Raw genomic sequence first — 20,790 nt, 5'->3', positions numbered from 1 at the left:
TCAGCTTAACCGCACTTAAAATGAAATACTGTAACTCAGTTCAACTCGGTTGTTGTAACTGCTATCCCACGGCAATGTTAATTGGCTATCTTCTGCCGACCACTTATCGTGTATTGCGGCGATCTCCCACTCGTGCGACTCAAGAATACCCGGCATCAAAAAATGTAAGCCGAGCGTTTGACTACGAGGAAGGTCGATAGGCTGACTAAACGGAATCGAAATTTCATGACGAGATTGCTGTTTTGCGCTCAAACCGAATGAAAAGTCCTCGTAGTCCCACCACGAGGCGAGCTGGATGGCATGCGTCGATACCCGTTGACTCAAATGGCCATGACTCATTACACCCTTGTCATACATCAAGGATCCCTGAAGGCGCATACCCGAATCTAGGGCTTGAGTGAAGTTGAGTTGATAAGACTTTTGTTTGCACCCTTTGAAGGCGATCTTGTCTTTGCTAAAGGAGACAGCAAGATTATCGGTGAATTTAGAATTCAACCACGCCTTTGCGTCGTCAGATAATTTAACGCCACAACTCCCTTGGTATGAAACCAATATCAAGGTACAACCTATTGCAAATTTTTGAACTCTCAGCATCGCCATCTCCTACCACAATTTATGGAGTAACTTTTCTGAAAAGGGGTGAGCCCCTGTATTCTGTTTACACCATATTTACATGGAGAACAAACTATAGATAAGAAATAGAGGCTATTGGGTATGTGAATTTAGACCAATTGATGAGGAATTGTGCAAACAGCGTTGCGCAATGACAACGAAACAGTCGTGGGGAGCCTTCTCTCAATTAACGTCTAACCAGCTTAATAAGCTTCGCCGATTTAAACGTACTCCCTTCTTGCGTGAGCCATATAGCCTGTTTGTTATCGATGCAAATAGCTTCAACTTGACTAAAGCCCTCGAGCTTTTGTATGTGCAGAATCTCGAAACTACGAGACAGCGATGCAATGAAGGGCGACATCATTCCCCAAAACGACGTTTGATACCCAGCCAATAAGAATTGCTCATTGTGAGCATCCCATGCTGCTCCTGTAATTACGCCTGGCAATCCTTGTATCTCAGCTAGCGGGCGAATCGATTGAACCTTATCGTCCTTATTGATTTTATAGACCAAGCCGACTTCTGTTGACCAGCTTTTAGAAAATAGGAATAGGTGTTCTTGTACATTGACTAAAGCTTCAGCGTCATAGTCATGTTCGAAATAAACGTGTTCAGACATATCGACGCCAGCGTACGTCAACGTCAGTTCAGTAATCTCATTCGGTGCGCCCTGATTGACTTTAAATAACGAAAGTGTCTCTCGCCTGCCACTGTTGTTACCGATATCGCCTATGTACCAATACTGTTCATCTGCAGTCATTGCTTCCCAATCTTGATTATCTATGGGCAAACGCTGGCTGAACAACACATCCCCTTCGAGAGAAATGCGGTACACAACGGGGTCATTCCCCGAATCATTAACAGATAACAGACTATTTTTTTCGCAATGTAAGCCTGACGTTTCTTTTAAACTATTGGGAAGACTGATCGCAGACTGCAGTGTGAACACCGCTTTTTCTCTCGACAGCACCTCGCCGGAAAAGAGAAACAGGAAACAAAATACAATGTGTATTACAAGCTTGATGTATAGGTATCGTGAAAGCAAAGTGTCAAAGCCTTGTGCGCTGAGTTTTGACTCAAAACTATAGTAAAAACAATAACAGGTTCGAATCAACTGCGCTAAGCTATTGTTTACTCCTGTAACGAGGTAACAGCTTAATAGGAAAAGGATTCTGGGATGAATGATCCGCTTATCGCCCTCGTGGTGATTGGTTTATTATCTATTGTCTGCCAGCTTGTCGCCCATGCCATCAAGTTGCCGGCGATTTTACTACTGTTGGTCGCGGGTATCGCCGTCGGCCCAGGCTTTGGGCTAATCGACGCCGATGCCCTTCTCGGCGAACTGTTGTTCCCCATCGTGTCTCTATCCGTTGCCATTATTTTGTTCGAAGGTGCATTAACACTCAAACTCTCGGATATATCTGGTCATGGTAGTGTGGTGAGAAATCTATGCACGATAGGCACTGTTATTACATGGATTGTAGCGGCATGTGCAGCTCACTTTGCGCTCGCATTCTCTTGGCCATTAGCATTTCTCTTTGGCGCAATTGTAACGGTAACCGGCCCTACTGTGATTGCGCCAATGTTAAGAGTTGTCAGACCCAGCGCCAAAGTTGATATGATTTTACGTTGGGAAGGTATCGTCATAGACCCAATAGGCGCATTGCTTGCAGTGCTTGTATTTGAGTTTATCGTTTCAACTCAAGGAGCCATTACCCATACCTTGAGTGCGTTTGCAGCCTCAATCGCATCTGGGGCAATCACAGGCTTAACGCTGGGCTTTTTGCTAGGGTTGTGCATTCGACACAATATCCTACCTCACTATTTAAAAAATACTGCCGTGCTGACTACCATGCTTGGGACATTTGCTTTATCAAATTATCTCGCCCACGAGTCAGGGCTGCTAACCGTGACATTGGCAGGTATTGTTTTAGCGAATATGAAGAATGTCGATGTAGACGACATATTAGAATTCAAAGAGACGTTAAGTGTACTGCTCATTTCAGGGCTTTTTATCTTACTCGCAACACGACTGGACCTAGAGTCTATCGCAGCAATCGGCACAAAAGGATTTTTCGTATTGCTTGCTCTGATGCTGATCGCTAGGCCACTTGCTATTTTTCTTTCTAGTGCCAAAAGCGACCTATTGCTCAAAGAAAAGCTGTTACTAAGTTGGATCGCTCCCCGGGGGATAATTGCAGCGGCAGTATCAGCGTTATTTGCACTAAAACTCCAAGAAAAAGGGTTCCCTCAGGCGGACCTACTCGTCCCCTTAGTATTTTTCATCATTATCACGACTGTCGTGGTGCAAAGTATCACGACAAAGCCTCTTGCCAAGATACTGGGTGCCCGGATGCCTCATGCTAATGGCATATTAATTTTCGGAGGCAATAAATTTGGCCGGTTGCTGGCTTCGGAGTTACAGAAAAATGACGTTGCTGTTTGTATCGCCGATACCAATTGGGACTTAGTGCGCGAATCCAGAATGGCGGATATTACGGTCTATTTTGGTAACCCCGCTTCAGAACATGCTGAGCGTCACTTGGAATTAAATCAGTATGGGCAAATGTTAATCTTATCGCCCTACCAACAATTAAATCCTGTTGTGGCAATGCACTTCAGTTACCTTTTCGGGAAAGACAAAGTAAAAGGGTTGAAGTTAAAAGAACGCAATAGCCGACCCAGTCACAGGCAAACCCAAGACTATCATGACAGTTTTGACTTATTTGATGAAAGCGTGACTTACGGGAAAATTGCCAGCGATCTGTCGAAAGACGCCGTAATCAAAACCACTACATTAACCGAAGCTTATACAATTGAGGACTATCAAGCGAACTATGGCGAAGCCTGCACTATGCTTATTGCCATCGAGCCTAATGGCCGCGTTCACGTGGACACCAGTCAACAACCTGTGCAACCAAAAGAAAATTGGAAAGTGATCAGTCTAATTCGAAACGAGAAGTGAAACAGCACCCTGTCACACTGTGACAGGGTGCCTCTCCCTGGAAAACGAGCGCCTCAAGTTCCCTTGTAACGAGAGATTTATTGTTGGTGTTTTACCTGAAATACGCCGTCGCATTGTATTTGCACTGTACGTGCCAATATTAATTTATCTTTATATTACAAAGCATTATAAAAATAACATGCCTTTGATATAGTAAATAGTATTAACCTTGCACCTAAGCTAATCAGTTTTCGCACCAAACTGGGGAGCAAAGTTTAACCATCACTTTGCTAAACGGGTTAATCCAGTGTTTGTCGGATACATTCGACGGTTTTGAGCATAGCGCCGCTATTTTTTTCAATGACAGACAATCCGGCGTTTCCATCACGCATTGCCGAGTCAGGGTTGCTTAACCATCCTTTTGAAAGCTCAACGATATCCGTGTCAGATTTAACAATCTGCAGTGCACCCTGTTCCATCAGGTATTCACATATGACTGGGTTATTATAAATATGTGGTCCCATCATAATGGGTAAAGACATTGCCGCAGGTTCCAATGCATTGTGCCCCCCTCTATCTGCAATACTGCCACCTACAAAAGCAACGGTGCCTATGCCAAAAGCATCATTGAGTTTACCCATTTCGTTTATTAACAAGACATCCGTATCATCAGAAATCGAGCTTGTATCCGTCGATTTAGACCAAGTTAAGGCTGTTGTCGATAGCATCTTTTCAACTATTACAAAGCGCTCTGGGTGACGTGGTACGAGTATCAGTAAAAGGTTTGGATAATGTCTGCGTAGTATCTCAAAAGCATTGAGCAAAAACTGCTCTTCTGGGTCATGAGTACTGCCAGCCACAATAACAGGACGCACACCCCGAGTGAGCCCCTTATACACTCGCTCCGCTGAAGGCGAGTGGGTCGAAGCTTGATCGAATTTGATGTTGTTGGTCAAGGTCAGCTTTTGGGCATCAATACCCAATTGCAAATAGTGATCGAAATCACGCTGTCCTTGCGCGCAAACATGGCTAACTTTCGCCAACATTGGCGCAAATAAATAGGAAATTTTGGCATAGCGCTGTGCGGAACGCTCAGTGAGCCTTGCATTAATAACAACCGTTGGGATGTGTCGCTTCCAACACGCATGAATCATGTTAGGCCAAAGCTCTACTTCGGTGATCAACACGACCTTGGGAGCTAGTCGTTTTAACATGGTATTCATGGCGAACGGTAAATCATAAGGTAAAAAACAATGCTGAACTGTGTCACCAAAGATATCTCTTACCCTAGCCGCGCCGGTAGCCGTTGTAGTCGTTATTGTAAAATGTGCAGAGGCGTCTTGCTTCATCAGAGTTTTTATCAGCACTGAAGCACTTACGACTTCACCGACAGAAACGCAGTGTATCAGGTAACCGCCTTTACGCTTCGGCCTGTAAACTAAACCAAAGCGACCGAACAATGCTTGCTCGTATGATGCTTTTACCGAACGGGAGCGCAGTTTCCAAAGGACAAAGGCCAAAGGAATCAACAAGCACAATAGTAACGTGTAGGTCCAACGAATAAGAGTTTGCCCTACACTCTCTTTTACCACAGACGATTCAAACGACATAACGATTAACAACACACCTTTTAAAAAGCCGGCCAAACGGCACGCAGGTTTCTACTTTTCGCTTTATATTAACACGGCAGGCCTAAGACCATCACCACTAGCTGTACAAACCCTAAAAACAAAAAAGCCGCCATGACAGCGTCAAGGCGGCTTTTCTTAGATTGTATATCTAAAGCTTATAGAGCAGCTTTAGTTACAACGTCAACTAGTGTCCAAGTCTTAGACTTAGAGAAAGGTGCACACTCACGAATAGTGACTGTATCGCCTTCTTGACACACGTTGTTCTCGTCGTGAGCGTGTAGCTTAGTAGTACGCTTGATGAACTTACCGTAGATAGGGTGTTTCACTTTACGTTCTACAACAACAGTGATGGTTTTATCCATCTTGTTGCTAACCACACGACCTTGTACTGTACGAATTTTTTGTTCAGACATTACGCATCAGCCTTTTGAGTCAGAATGGTTTTAACACGCGCGATGTTACGACGTACTTTTTTAAGCTGGTCAGTTTTTTCAAGCTGGCCAGTGCTATGCTGCATACGTAGGTTGAACTGTTCGCGAAGCAAGTTAATTAGCTCTGCGTTCAATTCTTCTACGCTCTTTTCATTCAGTTCTGTCGCTTTCATTACATCACCGTCCGAGTTACAAAGGTTGTTTTAAATGGCAGTTTTGCCGCAGCCAATTCAAACGCTTCACGTGCTAACTCTTCTGGAACACCTTCCATTTCGTATAGTACGCGACCTGGTTGAATCTGACATACCCAGTACTCAACGTTACCTTTACCTTTACCTTGACGAACCTCAAGAGGCTTCTCAGTAATTGGCTTGTCAGGGAAAACTCGAATCCAAATTTTACCTTGACGTTTAACGTGACGAGTCATGGCACGACGCGCTGCTTCGATTTGACGCGCAGTCATACGACCACGGCCAACCGCTTTAAGACCGTAAGAACCGAAGCTTACAGAGCTACCCTTGGCATTACCACGGTTGCGCCCTTTGTGCATCTTACGGAATTTCATACGTTTAGGTTGTAACATAATTAGCCCTCACGCTTAGCATTGCGGCCTTTCTTCTTAGGTGCAGCAGGTTGCTCTGCATTCGCAGCTGGCAATCCACCTAGAACTTCACCTTTGAAGATCCACACTTTAACGCCGATGATACCGTAAGTAGTCAAAGCTTCAGATGTTGCGTAATCGATATCAGCACGGAAAGTGTGTAGTGGTACACGACCTTCACGATACCATTCTGAACGCGCGATCTCAGCGCCGCCAAGACGGCCGCTTACTTCAACTTTGATACCTTTAGCACCCAAACGCATAGCGTTTTGTACCGCACGCTTCATAGCGCGACGGAACATTACACGACGCTCTAGCTGGCTAGAGATGCTGTCAGCAACAAGTTGTGCGTCTAGCTCTGGCTTACGTACTTCTGCGATGTTGATCTGAGCTGGCACGCCGGCTAGCTTAGAAACGTAGTTACGCAGTTTTTCGACGTCTTCGCCTTTCTTACCAATAACAACACCAGGACGAGCAGTGTGAATAGTTACACGAATGCTCTTAGCAGGACGCTCGATCACGATCTTAGAAAGTGAAGCGTTTTTAAGCTGCTTAGTCAGGTACTGACGAACCTGATGGTCATTGTACAAATTGTCCGCATAGTCTGCAGTATTCGCATACCAGGTAGAAGTCCATGGTTTGCTGATACCCAGGCGTATGCCATTAGGATGTACCTTCTGTCCCATTATCTACTCCTACTTGTCCGCGACAACCACAGTAATGTGGCTTGAACGCTTGAAGATGCGATCAGCACGGCCTTTGGCACGTGGCTTGATGCGCTTCATAGTTGGACCTTCATCAACAAAGATTTTAGCAACGACTAATTCGTCGATGTCTGCGCCTTCGTTGTGCTCTGCGTTAGCAATCGCTGACTCTAGTACTTTTTTGACTAGAGATGCAGCTTTCTTGGGGCTGTACGTCAAAACTTCTAGAGCTTTTTCAACGTGCAATCCGCGAACTTGATCCGCTACCAAGCGTGCTTTCTGTGCCGATGTGCGGGCAAAACGGTGTTTAGCTAATGCTTCCATTATTCTACCCCTTATCGTTTAGATTTCTTATCCGCGACGTGACCGCGGTAAGTACGCGTTGGCGCAAATTCGCCCAACTTATGGCCAACCATTTCATCGCTGATAATTACAGGAACGTGCTGGCGACCGTTATGGACCGCAATGGTCAACCCAATCATATCTGGGATGATCATAGAACGACGAGACCAAGTTTTAATTGGTTTACGTTCGTTCTTTTCCACTGCAGCCTCTACCTTCTTCAGCAAGTGAAGGTCAATAAAAGGACCTTTCTTGAGAGAACGTGGCATGGTGAATCCTCGCTATTACTTGTTTCGACGACGTACGATAAGCTTATCTGTACGCTTGTTGCTTCGGGTTTTCTTACCTTTAGTAGGAACACCCCAAGGCGTTACTGGGTGACGACCACCAGAAGTACGACCTTCACCACCACCGTGTGGGTGATCAACCGGGTTCATGGCAACACCACGAACTGTCGGACGAACACCGCGCCAGCGGTTAGCACCAGCTTTACCTAGTGAACGCAACATATGTTCTGCATTACCAACTTCACCGATAGTGGCGCGGCAATCAGACAATACTTTACGCATTTCGCCAGAACGTAGACGTAGAGTAACGTAGTTACCTTCACGTGCTAGAATCTGTGCGTATGCACCTGCAGAACGTGCAATTTGTGCACCTTTGCCAGGCTTCATTTCAATCGCGTGAACAGTAGTACCTACTGGGATGTTACGCATTGGCAAAGCGTTACCCGCTTTGATAGGCGCATCAGAACCAGACTGTACTTGGTCACCCGCTTTTGCACCTTTAGGTGCAAGGATGTAACGACGCTCACCATCTGCATAAAGCACAAGTGCGATGTTTGCAGAACGGTTAGGATCATATTCCAAACGCTCAACTTTAGCTGGAATGCCGTCTTTGTTACGTTTGAAGTCAACGATACGATAGTGTTGCTTATGACCACCACCGATGTGACGTACAGTAATACGACCGTTGTTGTTACGACCGCCAGACTTGCTGTTCTTGTCTAGCAAAGGAGCATGTGGTGCACCTTTGTGTAGATCAGGGTTAACAACCTGAACGACGTGACGACGACCGGCAGAAGTTGGCTTAGCTTTCAATAATGGCATTTCTAATCCCCTTACTCAGCACCACCGACAAAGTCGATGTCCTGACCTTCTTTAAGAACCACGTAGGCCTTTTTCCAGTCGCTGCGCTTGCCGAAAGACATACCGTGACGCTTAGTTTTACCTTTAACGTTCACAGTACGAACACCTTCAACCTCAACTTCAAACAGTTTTTCAACTGCAGCTTTGATTTCAGCTTTGTTCGCGTCTGTTGCTACTTTAAAAACAACTGTGTTGTTTGTTTCAGCAGCTAGAGTTGACTTCTCTGAAATATGTGGTGCTAGAAGCACCTTCAGTAGACGTTCTTCTCTCATGCTAACGCCTCCTCAAGTTGTTTAACTGCATCAGCAGTCATCAACACTTTTTCAAAAGCAATCAAGCTGACTGGGTCAAGGCCTGCAACGTCACGTACGTCTACTTTGTACAGGTTGCGAGCTGACAAGAACAAGTTCTCATCTACGTCTGCAGTAACGATAAGAACATCGTTAAGCTCCAGCTCATTCAACTTGGCTACTAGCGCTTTTGTCTTAGGTGTATCAACACCGAACTTCTCAACCACAACCAAACGGTCTTGGCGAACTAGTTCAGACAAAATGCTTTTAACTGCACCGCGGTACATTTTGCGGTTAACTTTTTGGCTGTGATCCTGAGGCTTAGCAGCAAATGCACGGCCACCACCAACCCAGATTGGGCTGCGGATTGTACCAGCACGGGCACGACCAGTACCCTTTTGACGCCAAGGCTTCTTACCACCGCCTCTAACTTCTGAACGCGTTTTCTGCGCTTTGGTACCTTGACGGCTGCCAGCTGCGTAAGCAACGACTACCTGGTGTACCAGAGCTTCGTTGAAATCACGTCCAAAGGTAGCTTCGGATACTTCAAGAGCGCTTTGCGCATCTTTCAATGTTAATTCCATCACTTAACTCCCCAGACCTTACGCTTTAACAGCAGGACGAACGATAACATCGTTGCCAGCTGCGCCAGGTACAGCACCTTTCACAAGGATAAGGCTGTTTTCAGCGTCAACACGTACAACTTCCAAAGACTGAGTAGTCACTTGCTTGTTACCAAGCTGACCAGCCATTTTCTTGCCTTTGAAAACTTTACCAGGTGATTGGTTTTGACCAATTGAACCAGGCGCACGGTGAGACAATGAGTTACCGTGAGTCATACGTTGTGAGCTAAAGTTCCAACGCTTGATAGCGCCTTGGAAACCTTTACCTTTAGATGTACCAATTACATCAATCTTCTTAGTGTCGTTGAAGATTTCAACAGTGATTTCACTGCCTACTTCAATATCGGCACCTTCGTTGTCTTCAAGACGGAATTCCCAAAGACCACGACCAGCATCAACACCAGCTTTAGCAAATTGACCTGCTTCAGCTTTGTTTACGCGGTTTGCCTTTTTAGTTCCAGTAGTAACTTGAAGAGCGCGATAACCGTCAGTTTCCTCAGTACGAATCTGAGTAACACGGTTTGGGGTCGCTTCAATAACAGTCACAGGGATAGACGTGCCATCTTCAGTGAAGATGCGAGTCATACCTACTTTACGACCGACTAGACCAATCGCCATTGTTAAAACCCTCTCTTGTTAGCCCAGGCTGATTTGAACATCAACGCCGGCAGCCAAGTCCAAACGCATCAAAGCGTCAACTGTTTTATCAGTTGGCTCGATGATGTCTACCAAACGCTTGTGAGTACGGATTTCATATTGATCACGCGCGTCTTTATTAACGTGCGGAGAAATCAGAACTGTGTAGCGTTCTTTGCGAGTAGGTAGTGGAATCGGACCGCTGACCTGAGCACCAGTACGTTTCGCTGTTTCGACGATTTCAGCCGTAGACTGATCGATCAACTTGTGATCGAACGCTTTCAAGCGAATACGAATTCTTTGATTTGGCATCGATTAAGCTCCAATCGAAAGAACAAAAAAATTCACCTTTTCACTCCCTTTCTAATTTGGGATGAAAAGATGCGCGTTAACCGTTGGTTCCCAATTGGAACCCTGTTTCTCTTTTCTAGCACGCCCGCTTCTAAGTAAACTTATCGACTTTGGCAACAACCCTAAAAACAGTGAAGTTGCGGCTGAAAAAATATGCCCTAATTGGGCAGTGGGCGCGAATTATACAGTTATTGACTAAGTTCGCAACCCCTAATGTGGAATTAATATACTATTTTAGTCTAGTTATTGGGGGCCTAACGTTGTTGTCTGACCATTTAGGGTATAAAGTGCTTGATATACCTATAGGAATGAAGGTTGCGTCGATACGTCAGCCGTGGTCGCAGTAAATAAAATATGCTAACAACAAGCCCTCACCAGCAGTCTCTTGAACAGATAAATTCCATTCTGGCAGCACACTCGTCTCTGCTCGATGCCTACCAACAGCTGGAGCCGATAATATTAACTATGTTTGGTGCCAAGCGAATGAGTATTTTTCAACGCCGCCGCCAGCATCAAGACTTAGTTGCGCGCTTCAAAACGGGTAAAGAAACACTAGAAATAAAGGTGCCTATTAGCCCGCTGTCGATCGCGGGATATGTAGCACTGGCACAATTACCTCTCATGATTGCTGATCCCTACGACAGTCAAGAGCTGGCAAGTATTCATCCTCGCCTGCGCTTCGCTGATAAATTTGATAAAAACAATGACTTTCGCACCAACAATATTCTGTGTGTGCCCATTTTAAATGCGGGCGTGTTATTAGGGGTTATTCAGGTTATCAACAAACAAAGCGGCTCGTTCACCGACTCGGACCTGCAATTAGCCAAAGAGCTGACTGAATTATTGGGTGCCAAATTTCGCTACGAACTCGGTGGCACGAACAATCCTTTTGACCTGTTGTTACACAAGGGCGTCATTAACCCTAAAGCGCTTAAGGAACTGATAGACTCATCAACTGATACCAAACACGTTGTGCAAAGGCTGATTTCAGAGCAACGCATCAAAGAAGAAGATATTGGTAATTCGCTCTCTATTCATTACCAAGTACCCTATATTCCCTTTTTGCCCGACAAATATCACTTATTCCAAGGGGAAAGTAAGCTTAATCTTTCATACCTAAAGCGCAACCATGTCGCCGTTATTGCAGACGCTCACGACCGCCCCATAGTTTTAATGGCCGAGCCCAATAATGCTGCTCTGTTGATGGAAATCGAAAGTGCTCTGGGTGTTGACAGCTACGATATCGCTGTTGGCCTTCCCAACCAAGTCCTCAACTATCTTGGTGATGGCACAGGCGGCGGAGCCCCAGGCGAAATGAGTGAGATACTCGATGAAATTGGTACCTCCTCCGATGAAAACGACGAGCAAGTTGACGAGCTTTCAGACGATGCACCGGCGGTTGTTAGACTCGTTAGCCGAATACTACACGATGCCAAGCGTCTGAATGCGTCAGATATCCATATCGACCCCGAGAAAAATGGCCCGACAAGAGTGAGAATGCGTATCGATGGCGTGTGCCGGGATATGAACCAGGTGCCAGCATCTCACCACAGTGCAGTTATCGCGCGTATTAAGATCATGTCTAACTTGAACATCGCCGAAAAGCGAGTGCCTCAGGATGGTAAATTAGCATTTCGAATGTCTGGGCAGTTAGTTGAGGTTCGTGTAGCGACCATCCCAACGGTTGCGGGTGAAGGCGTGGTAATGCGTATTCTGGCGTCCGGTGGCGCCATGCCAATAGAAAAGATGAATCTGCATCCGACCAATATGTCGCGCATGAAAGAAATGATCAAAAAGCCCCACGGTATCTTGTTAGTGGTCGGCCCAACGGGTTCGGGTAAAACAACCACACTTCACGCGGTACTTGGCTATCTGAACACTCCAGAAAAGAAAATATGGACCGCAGAAGACCCGGTAGAAATCACTCAAGCAGGGTTACAGCAAGTGCAAGTTAGCCCCAAAATCGGCTTTACTTTTGCCAACGCACTCAGGGCATTTCTCCGTGCCGACCCTGATATTATTCTCATCGGTGAGATGCGTGACAAAGAGACCGCGCACGCGGGTATTGAAGCTTCACTGACCGGGCACTTGGTTTTATCAACACTGCATACGAATTCTGCGCCCGAAACCATCACGCGTTTGCTAGACTTAGGTTTAGACCCTGTAAACTTCTCAGATGCCTGTGTGGGTATATTGGCACAACGTCTGATCCGAACACTATGTAAAAACTGTAAGGAAGAATACATACCAAGTGACGATGAAATGGCTTTCATCAAACGTCAATATGGTGAAGACTTCCTCGACGAACTTGGTATTGAACAACCTTTAAAGCTATACCGAGCTAAAGGCTGCAGTGAATGCGGCGATACAGGTTATAAAGGCAGAACAGGGGTCCATGAGCTTCTCGGCATGACGCCAGAACTGAGGTCGCTGGTATACAAGGAAGCATCCGTCGCGGAAATGAAAGATCAAGCCATGAATGATGGCATGAGAACATTGGTACAAGATGCAATTTACAAAGTTATCAAAGGCGATACCGACTTGGCTCAAGTACAAATTGTGGGAGGCGGCGACTAACCACTCTTTGCGGCTTTTTCCGAAACTGCTGCTTTGTATTTTACTCTTGTTGTCTGCTAGCCCAGCGCTAGCAGACTGTCGTATCGACAATCCCTCAGGCGACTCGTCAACTCGCTTTCAGCTGGTCCCAGGTATCAATACACTTAGCCTAGAATGCCAACTAGAACAGACTAGGGTTATAATTTTCGATAGTGTTGCCATTGACGGCATTAGCGCAAACCGAGCGCTCCCCGAGTTCAATAGTGCACCCTTTGCTTACGAGCTCTCGCCAGGGACTCAACGCATTACGCTTACCATATCTGCAACAATAGAAACGACTGCCGATTTTCGCTTGTCGTCACCGCACGCGTTTTATCAATGGAGTACCCGTCATGCCCTCACTATGGGAGCATTTGCCGGTATCTGTTTAGCACTTTGCATCTATGTCGCTATGCTGGGTCGCGGGATGCGGGAAAACGCTTTTTATGCCTATTCAGCCTATGTCATCAGTGCCTGCATCTTCTTTTTAATTCAAGAGAGAATCATCAACATCGTGATTCCTGGCTTGCCATTGATACACGATATCTACTCGCTCTCACTTTGGGCTGGCCTTACCGTATTTACTGGCACTCGATTCTTATCACTATTGCTGGATTTCAAACGCCTGTTGCCGATGCCACTTTATGTTGGGCTGACCCTACTCAGTTTCACTATGGTCTTTTTGGCTGCTATTCCAGCGTTGTTCCAGACCCCAAAACTCCATTTTATGCTCGAAGCCATGGGCATGGTTACCACAGTGATCAGTGTTTTCGTTCTACTCGCCAATATCTGGGCAATAGTTAAAGGGGTTCATGTCGCCTCCATGGTGTTATCTGCACAGGTACTTTTGGGAAGCTCGATGTTCGTGCGCCTTTACCTTGCGGATAGTTTCCCATTTTTAGCCCAATACAGTTTGATCATCGCGCTCTCCATGGAAGCTTTTATTCTTGCTATAGCTGTGTCTGAAAAAGTGAAACGGCTGAATGAACAAAAAGAGGCGGCGCAAACCAGTGCTTCGACTGATGACCTTTGTCCGGTACTCAATCGCCGAGGGTGGTGCCGAGAAGCGTTGATTAGACTGGACGCTCTCAAAGGTACGGAAGATAAGTTCGTCGTCATTTTTATTGATATCGACAAATTTAAGCAGATTAATGACGTCTTTGGTCACTTAAGTGGAGATAAGGTGTTGATCGCGTTCGCCAACATCATTAAACACCAAGCGCGCCCCAGTGATGTAATCGGTCGATTGGGAGGCGATGAGTTTGTCATTATGAGTCCATGTAAAACGCAAACTCATGCACAAAAGATAGTCGAGCGATTACACGACAGGCTAGACAGGCTACGCATCAATATTGACGATAAGCAAATTCCAGTGACGGCGAGCATCGGCTTCCAAATCGCAACGGCGGAAAACAACGAACTCAGTGTTTTGCTGCATAGTTCAGATGTGGCTATGTACAAAGAAAAAGCGGCAAAAGCGCTGTAGTTAAGCAGGCATACACTACGAGATTTGTTTTCGTTTTTGGCACGCAATAGCTGAGCGCCAAAAACGAAAAAGGCCCCTGGGAACGAGGGGCAAGGATTCGATAACGAGAGGGTAGTTCGTTATCTTTCGGAGTTAAACGGGAAACGCAACTCTGAACACTGTATTGATAAACCTATATTATCCGTTACCTTTTAAACGGAGGCTTACCACGGAAATCGGTTTTGCTGGTATCACTGACTTCCTCTACCTGGGCAACATCGGTAACTGGTAGGTACACAGTACGACGTTTGTAAGGCGGCTTTGACCCCATTTGCACGACCTTTACAGCAACCATTTCTTGGTCCTGTTCAACTTGAGCAACATCACTGACAGCCAGCTGTTTCATTGAACGCTTGAAAGGGGGTTTACCTTTAAACTCTACAGACTGAACAGTTACCGTATCGGTTTCAGCGGCCATCAGTGTCGAAGATGCCATCAAAGCCAAAAGAGATAGCAACGTTTTTTTCATAACCTTTCCTCTATACTTCAGTCTAATTGACACAAAATATTATACGGAATTTTGAAGAAAAAAGTTGCCTCGATCTCACATCAACTCGTGATAACTTTTAACTATCACCCCACCTAATTATTAACCATACATTTTATAAGCCTTATTCAAAATAAGGGCATTATCGCACCACAGTTGTGCAAAAATACTTAGCAATGATTACAAGTCTTTGATTTTTCAGCTGCTAAACAATGGCCTGCGACTTGCGTTCTTCTGAGTGATTGTTGGAGAAACGTATGAAGAAGTGCCGCTTTATTTTGTTACTTTCGTTGGGATTAGCATGTTCTGCCCATGGGCAAGAGCCGTTCTCTTATAGTATCGAAATGGAATCAAAATCCGGTGGCACCAATTACGTCAGTGCCACTATTGGCAACACCGTAACGACTTCGTTCCTGTTGGATACAGGGTCGGGTATGCTTGTCGTAAATCAAAAAACGTTTTCTCAATTAAAAAAAGCGAATGCTGTGACCTATTCTCATGACGCTGCTGCCCGTTTGGCTAATGGCAAATTACAGAAAGTAAAAATGTATTCTATTAGCACATTAAGGATTGGAGATAATTGTGAAATCAATGATTTAGAGGTAGCAGTAATGAAAAAAGGCAATAACATATTAGGTATGAGCGCCTTGAGTAAAGCGGCGCCTTTTGCCGTTAGCGTCAATCCACCAACACTCATGCTATCTCAATGTTCACAAGCTTTAACTGCGAGTATCAATCAAAGCCAGTAACCAAAAAGCCCCTAATAAAGGGGCTTTTTAACGTGTTATGTATTACTTATTCAAGCGTTTCGGTAATCACCGTATCAATGACGTGAATCACACCATTCGTTGTGTATATGTCCGTTGTGGTGACATTCGAGCCTTGTATTTGCAGAGAAACTTGCTCTTGAGATACTAGCCACCATTCGTTGTTAAAACCTTGGCCGTTGGTATCACCTGCAGCATTGTCTTCAGAGAAGAAATACAATGGACGCCCTTGGTAAGCCGCTTGTAGCGAACCGTCATCACGAGTAATCGTCGTTAAACCTGGCATAGATGCGACACTACCATCTGTAACGAGTACAGGAGGCCAGAAAAACGCGCATCCACCGTTGCACACGCTACCGCCTGAACCAAGGTCGTCATTCGATACGTAAATTGAATAACCTGGAAAGGCTGAGTTCATCCCGCCGACAAGTCTTTGGTTTTCTGAATCATAAGCCACTTCAGTGGACGCGTCGTTGACAGCTTCCGTAAAGTTGACGATGTCGACAGTGACATCGTTGTTCGCCAGTGTATCCACACTACTGCCATTGGCCGAAAACGCCGTAAGCGCATTGACTTCACCACTTACAACATGTTGCAGCAAAACACCCGTTAAAGCATCAACATCACCTAGCAAGCCTGCCAGTGCCGTATCTGGAATTTTATCAAAGGCCGCATTGGTTGGTGCAAACACCGTAAAGGTTGCGGTCTCGTCGGCTAAGGTATCCACTAACCCAGCAGCGGTAAGGGCGGTAACTAGAGTAGAAAAGTTAGGGTTGCCTACGGCAACGTCCACGATTGAATCAGTTGTTTCTGTGCGCATTGCCGGTGGCAATATCACTTGGTCTACTACATGTATAACCCCATTTTGAGCCATCACGTCTGCAACCGAGACCTTGGATTTGTTGACATATAGTGTTGATCCGCTCAGTGACAATGACACATTTTGCTCATTCGCCATCTCCACCATGCTCATATTCGATTGTGCAACGGTAACCGCACCGTCTTGTAAAACTGTCGCACCGGAGATAACGTGGTAGAGCAAAATGTTAGAAAGCTGTTCTGGGTTAGCCAGCAGCGCGTTAATGGTGTCTTGCCCAAGTAAGTCAAATGCGGCATCTGTTGGTGCAAAAACAGTGAACTCGCCGTCCGCGTCAGCTAATACATCATCCAGATTTGTCGCTTCGAGCGCCGCAATTAGTGTGTTAAATGCACCCGCTTCGGTCGCAACCTCAACAATGTTGCCCGGTGGAGAAGGTACCTCTACATCGGCAACGATAACCATATCAATAACGTGAATAACGCCATTAGACGTGGGGATATCTGCAATCACAACATTCGCCCCACCGACGGTAAGTGTATCGGTTTCAGGATTTATCGCGATAGGGATCATTGCCCCTGAGGCCGTTTCCACATCTGTACCGCTGAGAGAAAAAGCAGTGACGGAATCTACTGCTGCACCAGACACCACATGCTGCAACAAAATATCGCTTAAAACGTCGGTATTCTCTAGCAAGGTCGCTATGGTTTCTTCGCCCAGCATAGCAAAAGCATCATCCGTCGGCGCAAAAACAGTAAAAGTAGCAGCATCGTCTGCCACTACAGCATCTAATTCAGCAGCTTGTAACGCAGCAACAAGTGTTGTGAAACGACCATCCGCGACAGCAGTTTCAACTATGTTCATCGTCGGCGCTTCGTCGCTCATCGAAGGCGGCATCAGAACGGCATCAATAACATGAATTATCCCATTGTCAGCCATCACATCTGTTTGAATAACAGTGGACGTGTTAACCAGTAGCGATTCTCCACTCAGTGACAACCCGACACGAGCGCCGTTTACGGTTTCAACAGTGGAACCCGCAGCATCGATAGCAGCTTGCGCATTCACTTCGCTCCCCAGTACATGGTAAGTGAGGATACTTGATAACGTATCAGTGTCAGCCAACAAGGCATCGATGGTATCCTGGCCCAACAAGGCGAACGCGTCGTCTGTTGGTGCAAACACGGTAAAAGTACCATCTGCATTTGCTAGGGTGGCGTCTAGGCCTGTCGCCTGTAAGGCTGCCACCAGCGTAGTAAAGCTGCCCGCATCAACAGCAACATCAACAATAGTCGTCGGAGCGGGTGCCGGTGTAGGTTCTGGTGTGGGGGTGGGTGTAGTTACATCGTCATCATCGTTGCACGCTTGTAGAAATACCAACGCGCTCACTGCTATAATCAACTGCGTGATCTTAGTCATGAGTTTTTTCCTGTTTGTTTGATTCGCAACCACTCTTACGGGGCGACTTTTGGCTAAGATCACAATTCAATAACAACTCAGTTACTTATTTACCCATATAAATTTGCCGTCCCAAAACGTCGATGACTTCAAAAAATAGCTTCCAACTATTTCACTTTTCTCTGGCTTTCTCAGATGTAGCTGAGGTTATTGTCGTCTTTTTTTCGACCCTGTTAACCTTTGTTATTGCTGATGGAATGGGGGTCAACAGTGTCATAGTGTCAGCCGCGGTTGGGCTAGTTGGCACTCTCTTACCTTCAACTCAATTGATCGACAAAGAGCACCTTCATTGTGCGATTTATACCGGCTCTTTTGCCGGTATGTGTTCAACCGTTGTCGTAATAACACCTGCCGAAATAGCCATAGTTGGATTACTCACAGGCGCACTGTTAATTGTGAGCAAATCGTTGTTTACTGGATTGGGAGGAAAGCTGGGTAGCATTGCTTTTATCGCTTGCTTAGTGATGTTTTGGGGAGAAGGCAGTTGGTGGTAAGCGTTGTATTAATGCAATTGATTGTCGGTTTACTTGGTGCTCTCTCTACATTTTACCTGGCCTCGCGATTTCCCACACAGCGAATACGTATTTCAGCTCTATTAACGCTTTTGTTTGCGATGCTGATAAATATCAATAGTGGTATTTCCTCCACCGAACACGATCTGTATCTGTCGACGTTTTTTGCTGCCACCTTTGTCGGCATGACCAGTAAACCGATGCTAGGCATTCCACATATCGTTGCAGCTACCGTTATCATGACTGTCATGTGGCAATGGGGATATCAATACTATGGTCACCTTGGCGGCGCCTTAGGTGCGAGTGCCTTCGCAGGCGTAGTGACCATTTATGGGCTTACCATTGTATGGCAAAAATTATGGGGAGGTTCGACTAACGCACAACAACATTAGCGCTCGGTCAGTAAACCCCGAACGGCATAAAAGAGAAAGGTTCCAGCGATAAGTGTCGCTACAGTGCCAGTGAAAACGAGGTGGGTCTTTTGTAACGCAAACTCAACACTGCCAGAAAATAACGTCAGTCCAGCAAAGATACTAAATAGTAAAATGATAGCCGTACCGATTAACCTCATTTAATTTCTCCTTATTGCTTCGATATAGTAGTCATATGGTTATATGACCCCCACTTCAAGCCATACTCTCATTACATAAGACCAATGACATGTGTCGGTAGATGAATGGTCAACTTGCCCAATTAATGCATATTCTCGCACCACCAATAAGCATTTTAGACTCGCTGTTCTTCACTTAAACGAGAGTAAACCACGCTGAACCCCACTATTTATTAAGATTTCGTCGCAAAGCGCCATTGATACAGGGAGCCGCTATTGAAGGATATGCACAAACTCAGCCATGTGTGAACAAGTGAGTATTCAGCTGAGATGAGCTGTGGTAATTTGTAACGCAAAACAAAACAGGTTTATGGACAATGCACCGACTTTTCGTTTTTATAGCCATACTAACGTGGTTGGTTTCTCCAGCCCTTTTTGCGCATCAATTGGATGGCAACACAAATACTGCTCATTACCTCGGAAATGAGGCTGTGCTAATAATCAGCGACGAGCAAAAAGTCCTGTTTGATCCTTTTTTCCACAAGGATTTTGGTTTCTACCAGAAGGTTCCACCAGCATTTCGAAAAGCCATCTTCAAAGGTGAAGCTCCCTACGACAATATCGATGTAATAGTCATTAGCCATGCCCATGACGACCATTTTTCCGCAACCGATGTGTTGCGTTACTTGCAATCAAAAAAAGAGGTGCAGCTAGTCGCCCCCCAACAAGCTATCGATGCGTTATTGGCACTCGATACAAGCGAAGGTGTAGAAGGCCGTTTTCATCCCGTACAATTAGATTTTGGTCAACAACCAACCGCCTTGTCTGTCGCGAATGTTGATATTGAAGCGGTTAGGATTCCCCACGCTGGCTGGCCGGGTCGTGCAGAAGTACAAAATATGGTGTATCGACTAACTTTCGAAAACGGCGCTACGGTTATGCATATGGGGGATGCCGACCCCGATACGGATCACTATCTACCATTCAACGCCTTTTGGGATCTCAAGCCAACCAATATTGGCTTTCCTCCATATTGGTTTTTACAAAGTGCCGAAGGCAATTACATACTCAAAGACGTAATTCATGTTGAGCACTCTGTCGGGGTTCACGTGCCAGTCAAGGTCCCAAATCTGTTAATAAAGTCAGGTGAAGACTTCTTTTCTAGTCCAGGTGAGACTCGACACTTTTAGTCGCAGTATCAACTAAAGTCTAATTTGCACTCTTACCAGAAATCGACTTTATTTCTAAAGTGCGCAGAAAAGAGGCAAAACAGTGGATATAAAAAGCCATCTGGATCAAGTTGTGTCTGATACGAGACTGACAAAACCACAGAAGATTTCTCACTTACTCGACAAAGGATTGGACTATTTGGGGTTGGCAATTGCTATTGTAAGCCGTGTGAATGGCGACACCTATACTGTTGATTACGCCAAAAGCCCTGGAGACATGATAGCGATTGGTGCTACGTTTCCGGTTGGCAACACATACTGCTGCCATACCTTACTCGCCAATAGAGCAGTGGGCTTTCATCATGCAAAAGAAAGTGCCATTGCGACGCATCCTTGTTATACACATTTCGGTTTGGAATCATACCTAGGTGCACCAATATTTGACGGAGAGAATACCGTGGGTACGGTTAACTTCTCAGCCGCCGCTCATCGTGACCCTTTCACTCAACAGGAGTTTGAGTTTATCGAGGCGTTTGCAGGCTGGTTGAGTACGCCATCTCACTGACGAAAACTTGGTTGAGACAGACGCTTTCGATA

At 45.7% G+C, this 20,790-nt stretch carries 25 protein-coding genes; 8 read left to right on the top strand and 17 right to left on the bottom strand.

Features of this window, described 5'->3' with window-relative positions; all coding sequences use genetic code 11:
- Positions 1 to 15: 15 nt before the first annotated feature.
- Both AC27G9_RS14645 and AC27G9_RS14640 read right to left on the bottom strand, forming a co-directional pair.
- Complete coding sequence (locus AC27G9_RS14645; protein ID WP_487075177.1) at positions 16 to 594, bottom strand: hypothetical protein; 579 nt, start codon at positions 592 to 594, stop codon at positions 16 to 18.
- Positions 595 to 799: 205 nt separating this feature from the next.
- Positions 800 to 1,561, bottom strand: a complete 762-nt coding sequence (locus AC27G9_RS14640) for a hypothetical protein (RefSeq protein WP_487075176.1) — start codon at positions 1,559 to 1,561, stop codon at positions 800 to 802.
- Between the two features lie 228 nt (positions 1,562 to 1,789).
- On the opposite strand from AC27G9_RS14640, the gene AC27G9_RS14635 reads away from it, so the two are divergent.
- A complete protein-coding gene (locus AC27G9_RS14635) occupies positions 1,790 to 3,577 on the top strand; it encodes a cation:proton antiporter (RefSeq protein WP_487075175.1) in 1,788 nt (595 codons plus the stop codon).
- Positions 3,578 to 3,855: 278 nt separating this feature from the next.
- Here the strand turns inward: AC27G9_RS14635 and AC27G9_RS14630 are convergent, their stop codons facing one another.
- From AC27G9_RS14630 to rpsJ, 12 genes are all read right to left on the bottom strand, one after another.
- The gene (locus AC27G9_RS14630; RefSeq protein ID WP_487075174.1) at positions 3,856 to 5,166 is read right to left on the bottom strand and encodes a 3-deoxy-D-manno-octulosonic acid transferase; all 1,311 of its coding nucleotides are present in this window, start codon (positions 5,164 to 5,166) and stop codon (positions 3,856 to 3,858) included.
- 176 nt (positions 5,167 to 5,342) lie between these two features.
- Positions 5,343 to 5,600: a 30S ribosomal protein S17 gene (gene rpsQ, locus AC27G9_RS14625; protein ID WP_487075173.1), complete on the bottom strand. Its 258-nt coding sequence runs from the start codon at positions 5,598 to 5,600 to the stop codon at positions 5,343 to 5,345.
- A complete protein-coding gene (gene rpmC / locus AC27G9_RS14620; protein WP_487075172.1) occupies positions 5,600 to 5,791 on the bottom strand; it encodes a 50S ribosomal protein L29 in 192 nt (63 codons plus the stop codon). The genes rpsQ and rpmC overlap by 1 nt, the downstream gene beginning before the upstream one ends.
- Positions 5,791 to 6,201: a 50S ribosomal protein L16 gene (gene rplP, locus AC27G9_RS14615; protein ID WP_487075171.1), complete on the bottom strand. Its 411-nt coding sequence runs from the start codon at positions 6,199 to 6,201 to the stop codon at positions 5,791 to 5,793. The genes rpmC and rplP overlap by 1 nt, the downstream gene beginning before the upstream one ends.
- Before the next feature lie 2 nt (positions 6,202 to 6,203).
- Positions 6,204 to 6,905 (bottom strand): 30S ribosomal protein S3, encoded by a 702-nt coding sequence (gene rpsC, locus AC27G9_RS14610; RefSeq protein WP_487075170.1) that lies wholly within the window; start codon positions 6,903 to 6,905, stop codon positions 6,204 to 6,206.
- A 9-nt stretch (positions 6,906 to 6,914) separates the two neighbouring features.
- Positions 6,915 to 7,247, bottom strand: coding sequence for a 50S ribosomal protein L22 (rplV, locus tag AC27G9_RS14605; protein WP_487075169.1), 333 nt, complete (start codon positions 7,245 to 7,247; stop codon positions 6,915 to 6,917).
- Between the two features lie 11 nt (positions 7,248 to 7,258).
- The gene (gene rpsS / locus AC27G9_RS14600) at positions 7,259 to 7,534 is read right to left on the bottom strand and encodes a 30S ribosomal protein S19 (protein WP_013785731.1); all 276 of its coding nucleotides are present in this window, start codon (positions 7,532 to 7,534) and stop codon (positions 7,259 to 7,261) included.
- A 15-nt stretch (positions 7,535 to 7,549) separates the two neighbouring features.
- Complete coding sequence (gene rplB, locus AC27G9_RS14595; protein ID WP_487075168.1) at positions 7,550 to 8,374, bottom strand: 50S ribosomal protein L2; 825 nt, start codon at positions 8,372 to 8,374, stop codon at positions 7,550 to 7,552.
- 11 nt (positions 8,375 to 8,385) lie between these two features.
- Complete coding sequence (rplW, locus tag AC27G9_RS14590; RefSeq protein WP_487075167.1) at positions 8,386 to 8,685, bottom strand: 50S ribosomal protein L23; 300 nt, start codon at positions 8,683 to 8,685, stop codon at positions 8,386 to 8,388.
- The gene (gene rplD / locus AC27G9_RS14585; protein ID WP_487075166.1) at positions 8,682 to 9,287 is read right to left on the bottom strand and encodes a 50S ribosomal protein L4; all 606 of its coding nucleotides are present in this window, start codon (positions 9,285 to 9,287) and stop codon (positions 8,682 to 8,684) included. Before rplD ends, rplW begins: the two co-directional genes overlap by 4 nt.
- A gap of 18 nt (positions 9,288 to 9,305) precedes the next feature.
- Positions 9,306 to 9,944: a 50S ribosomal protein L3 gene (gene rplC, locus AC27G9_RS14580; protein WP_487075165.1), complete on the bottom strand. Its 639-nt coding sequence runs from the start codon at positions 9,942 to 9,944 to the stop codon at positions 9,306 to 9,308.
- Positions 9,945 to 9,962: 18 nt separating this feature from the next.
- A complete protein-coding gene (gene rpsJ / locus AC27G9_RS14575) occupies positions 9,963 to 10,274 on the bottom strand; it encodes a 30S ribosomal protein S10 (RefSeq protein ID WP_010179497.1) in 312 nt (103 codons plus the stop codon).
- Between the two features lie 393 nt (positions 10,275 to 10,667).
- Here rpsJ and AC27G9_RS14570 point away from each other — a divergent pair, with 393 nt between their 5' ends.
- The gene (locus AC27G9_RS14570; protein ID WP_487075164.1) at positions 10,668 to 12,890 is read left to right on the top strand and encodes an ATPase, T2SS/T4P/T4SS family; all 2,223 of its coding nucleotides are present in this window, start codon (positions 10,668 to 10,670) and stop codon (positions 12,888 to 12,890) included.
- The gene (locus tag AC27G9_RS14565) at positions 12,820 to 14,394 is read left to right on the top strand and encodes a sensor domain-containing diguanylate cyclase (protein WP_487075163.1); all 1,575 of its coding nucleotides are present in this window, start codon (positions 12,820 to 12,822) and stop codon (positions 14,392 to 14,394) included. The genes AC27G9_RS14570 and AC27G9_RS14565 overlap by 71 nt, the downstream gene beginning before the upstream one ends.
- A gap of 184 nt (positions 14,395 to 14,578) precedes the next feature.
- Here AC27G9_RS14565 and AC27G9_RS14560 read toward each other — a convergent pair whose 3' ends face one another.
- Positions 14,579 to 14,902 carry a hypothetical protein gene (locus AC27G9_RS14560; protein WP_487075162.1) on the bottom strand — a complete coding sequence of 108 codons (324 nt, stop codon included), beginning with the start codon at positions 14,900 to 14,902 and terminating at the stop codon, positions 14,579 to 14,581.
- A gap of 275 nt (positions 14,903 to 15,177) precedes the next feature.
- Between AC27G9_RS14560 and AC27G9_RS14555 the strand changes: the two genes are divergently transcribed.
- Positions 15,178 to 15,669: an aspartyl protease family protein gene (locus AC27G9_RS14555; protein ID WP_487075161.1), complete on the top strand. Its 492-nt coding sequence runs from the start codon at positions 15,178 to 15,180 to the stop codon at positions 15,667 to 15,669.
- Positions 15,670 to 15,715: 46 nt separating this feature from the next.
- On the opposite strand, the gene AC27G9_RS14550 is transcribed toward AC27G9_RS14555, so the two are convergent.
- The gene (locus tag AC27G9_RS14550; protein ID WP_487075160.1) at positions 15,716 to 17,923 is read right to left on the bottom strand and encodes a fasciclin domain-containing protein; all 2,208 of its coding nucleotides are present in this window, start codon (positions 17,921 to 17,923) and stop codon (positions 15,716 to 15,718) included.
- A gap of 122 nt (positions 17,924 to 18,045) precedes the next feature.
- Here AC27G9_RS14550 and AC27G9_RS14545 point away from each other — a divergent pair, with 122 nt between their 5' ends.
- Both AC27G9_RS14545 and AC27G9_RS14540 read left to right on the top strand, forming a co-directional pair.
- Positions 18,046 to 18,456 carry a hypothetical protein gene (locus tag AC27G9_RS14545; RefSeq protein ID WP_487075159.1) on the top strand — a complete coding sequence of 137 codons (411 nt, stop codon included), beginning with the start codon at positions 18,046 to 18,048 and terminating at the stop codon, positions 18,454 to 18,456.
- On the top strand, positions 18,447 to 18,866 hold the full coding sequence (locus tag AC27G9_RS14540; RefSeq protein WP_487075158.1) for a hypothetical protein: 420 nt from the start codon (positions 18,447 to 18,449) through the stop codon (positions 18,864 to 18,866). The genes AC27G9_RS14545 and AC27G9_RS14540 overlap by 10 nt, the downstream gene beginning before the upstream one ends.
- Here AC27G9_RS14540 and AC27G9_RS14535 read toward each other — a convergent pair.
- Positions 18,863 to 19,045, bottom strand: a complete 183-nt coding sequence (locus AC27G9_RS14535) for a hypothetical protein (protein WP_487075157.1) — start codon at positions 19,043 to 19,045, stop codon at positions 18,863 to 18,865. The two genes, AC27G9_RS14540 and AC27G9_RS14535, sit on opposite strands and share 4 nt — an antisense overlap.
- Positions 19,046 to 19,401: 356 nt before the next feature.
- On the opposite strand from AC27G9_RS14535, the gene AC27G9_RS14530 reads away from it, so the two are divergent.
- Positions 19,402 to 20,214: an MBL fold metallo-hydrolase gene (locus AC27G9_RS14530; protein ID WP_487075156.1), complete on the top strand. Its 813-nt coding sequence runs from the start codon at positions 19,402 to 19,404 to the stop codon at positions 20,212 to 20,214.
- Positions 20,215 to 20,326: 112 nt separating this feature from the next.
- A complete protein-coding gene (locus AC27G9_RS14525) occupies positions 20,327 to 20,758 on the top strand; it encodes a GAF domain-containing protein (RefSeq protein WP_487075155.1) in 432 nt (143 codons plus the stop codon).
- The last annotated feature ends 32 nt before the right edge of the window (positions 20,759 to 20,790 follow it).

The organism is Alteromonas sp. 5NS40-0096, from assembly GCF_057544385.1.
Note: the sequence above shows the minus strand (reverse complement) of the source record. Positions and strands in the feature narration are given on the sequence as shown.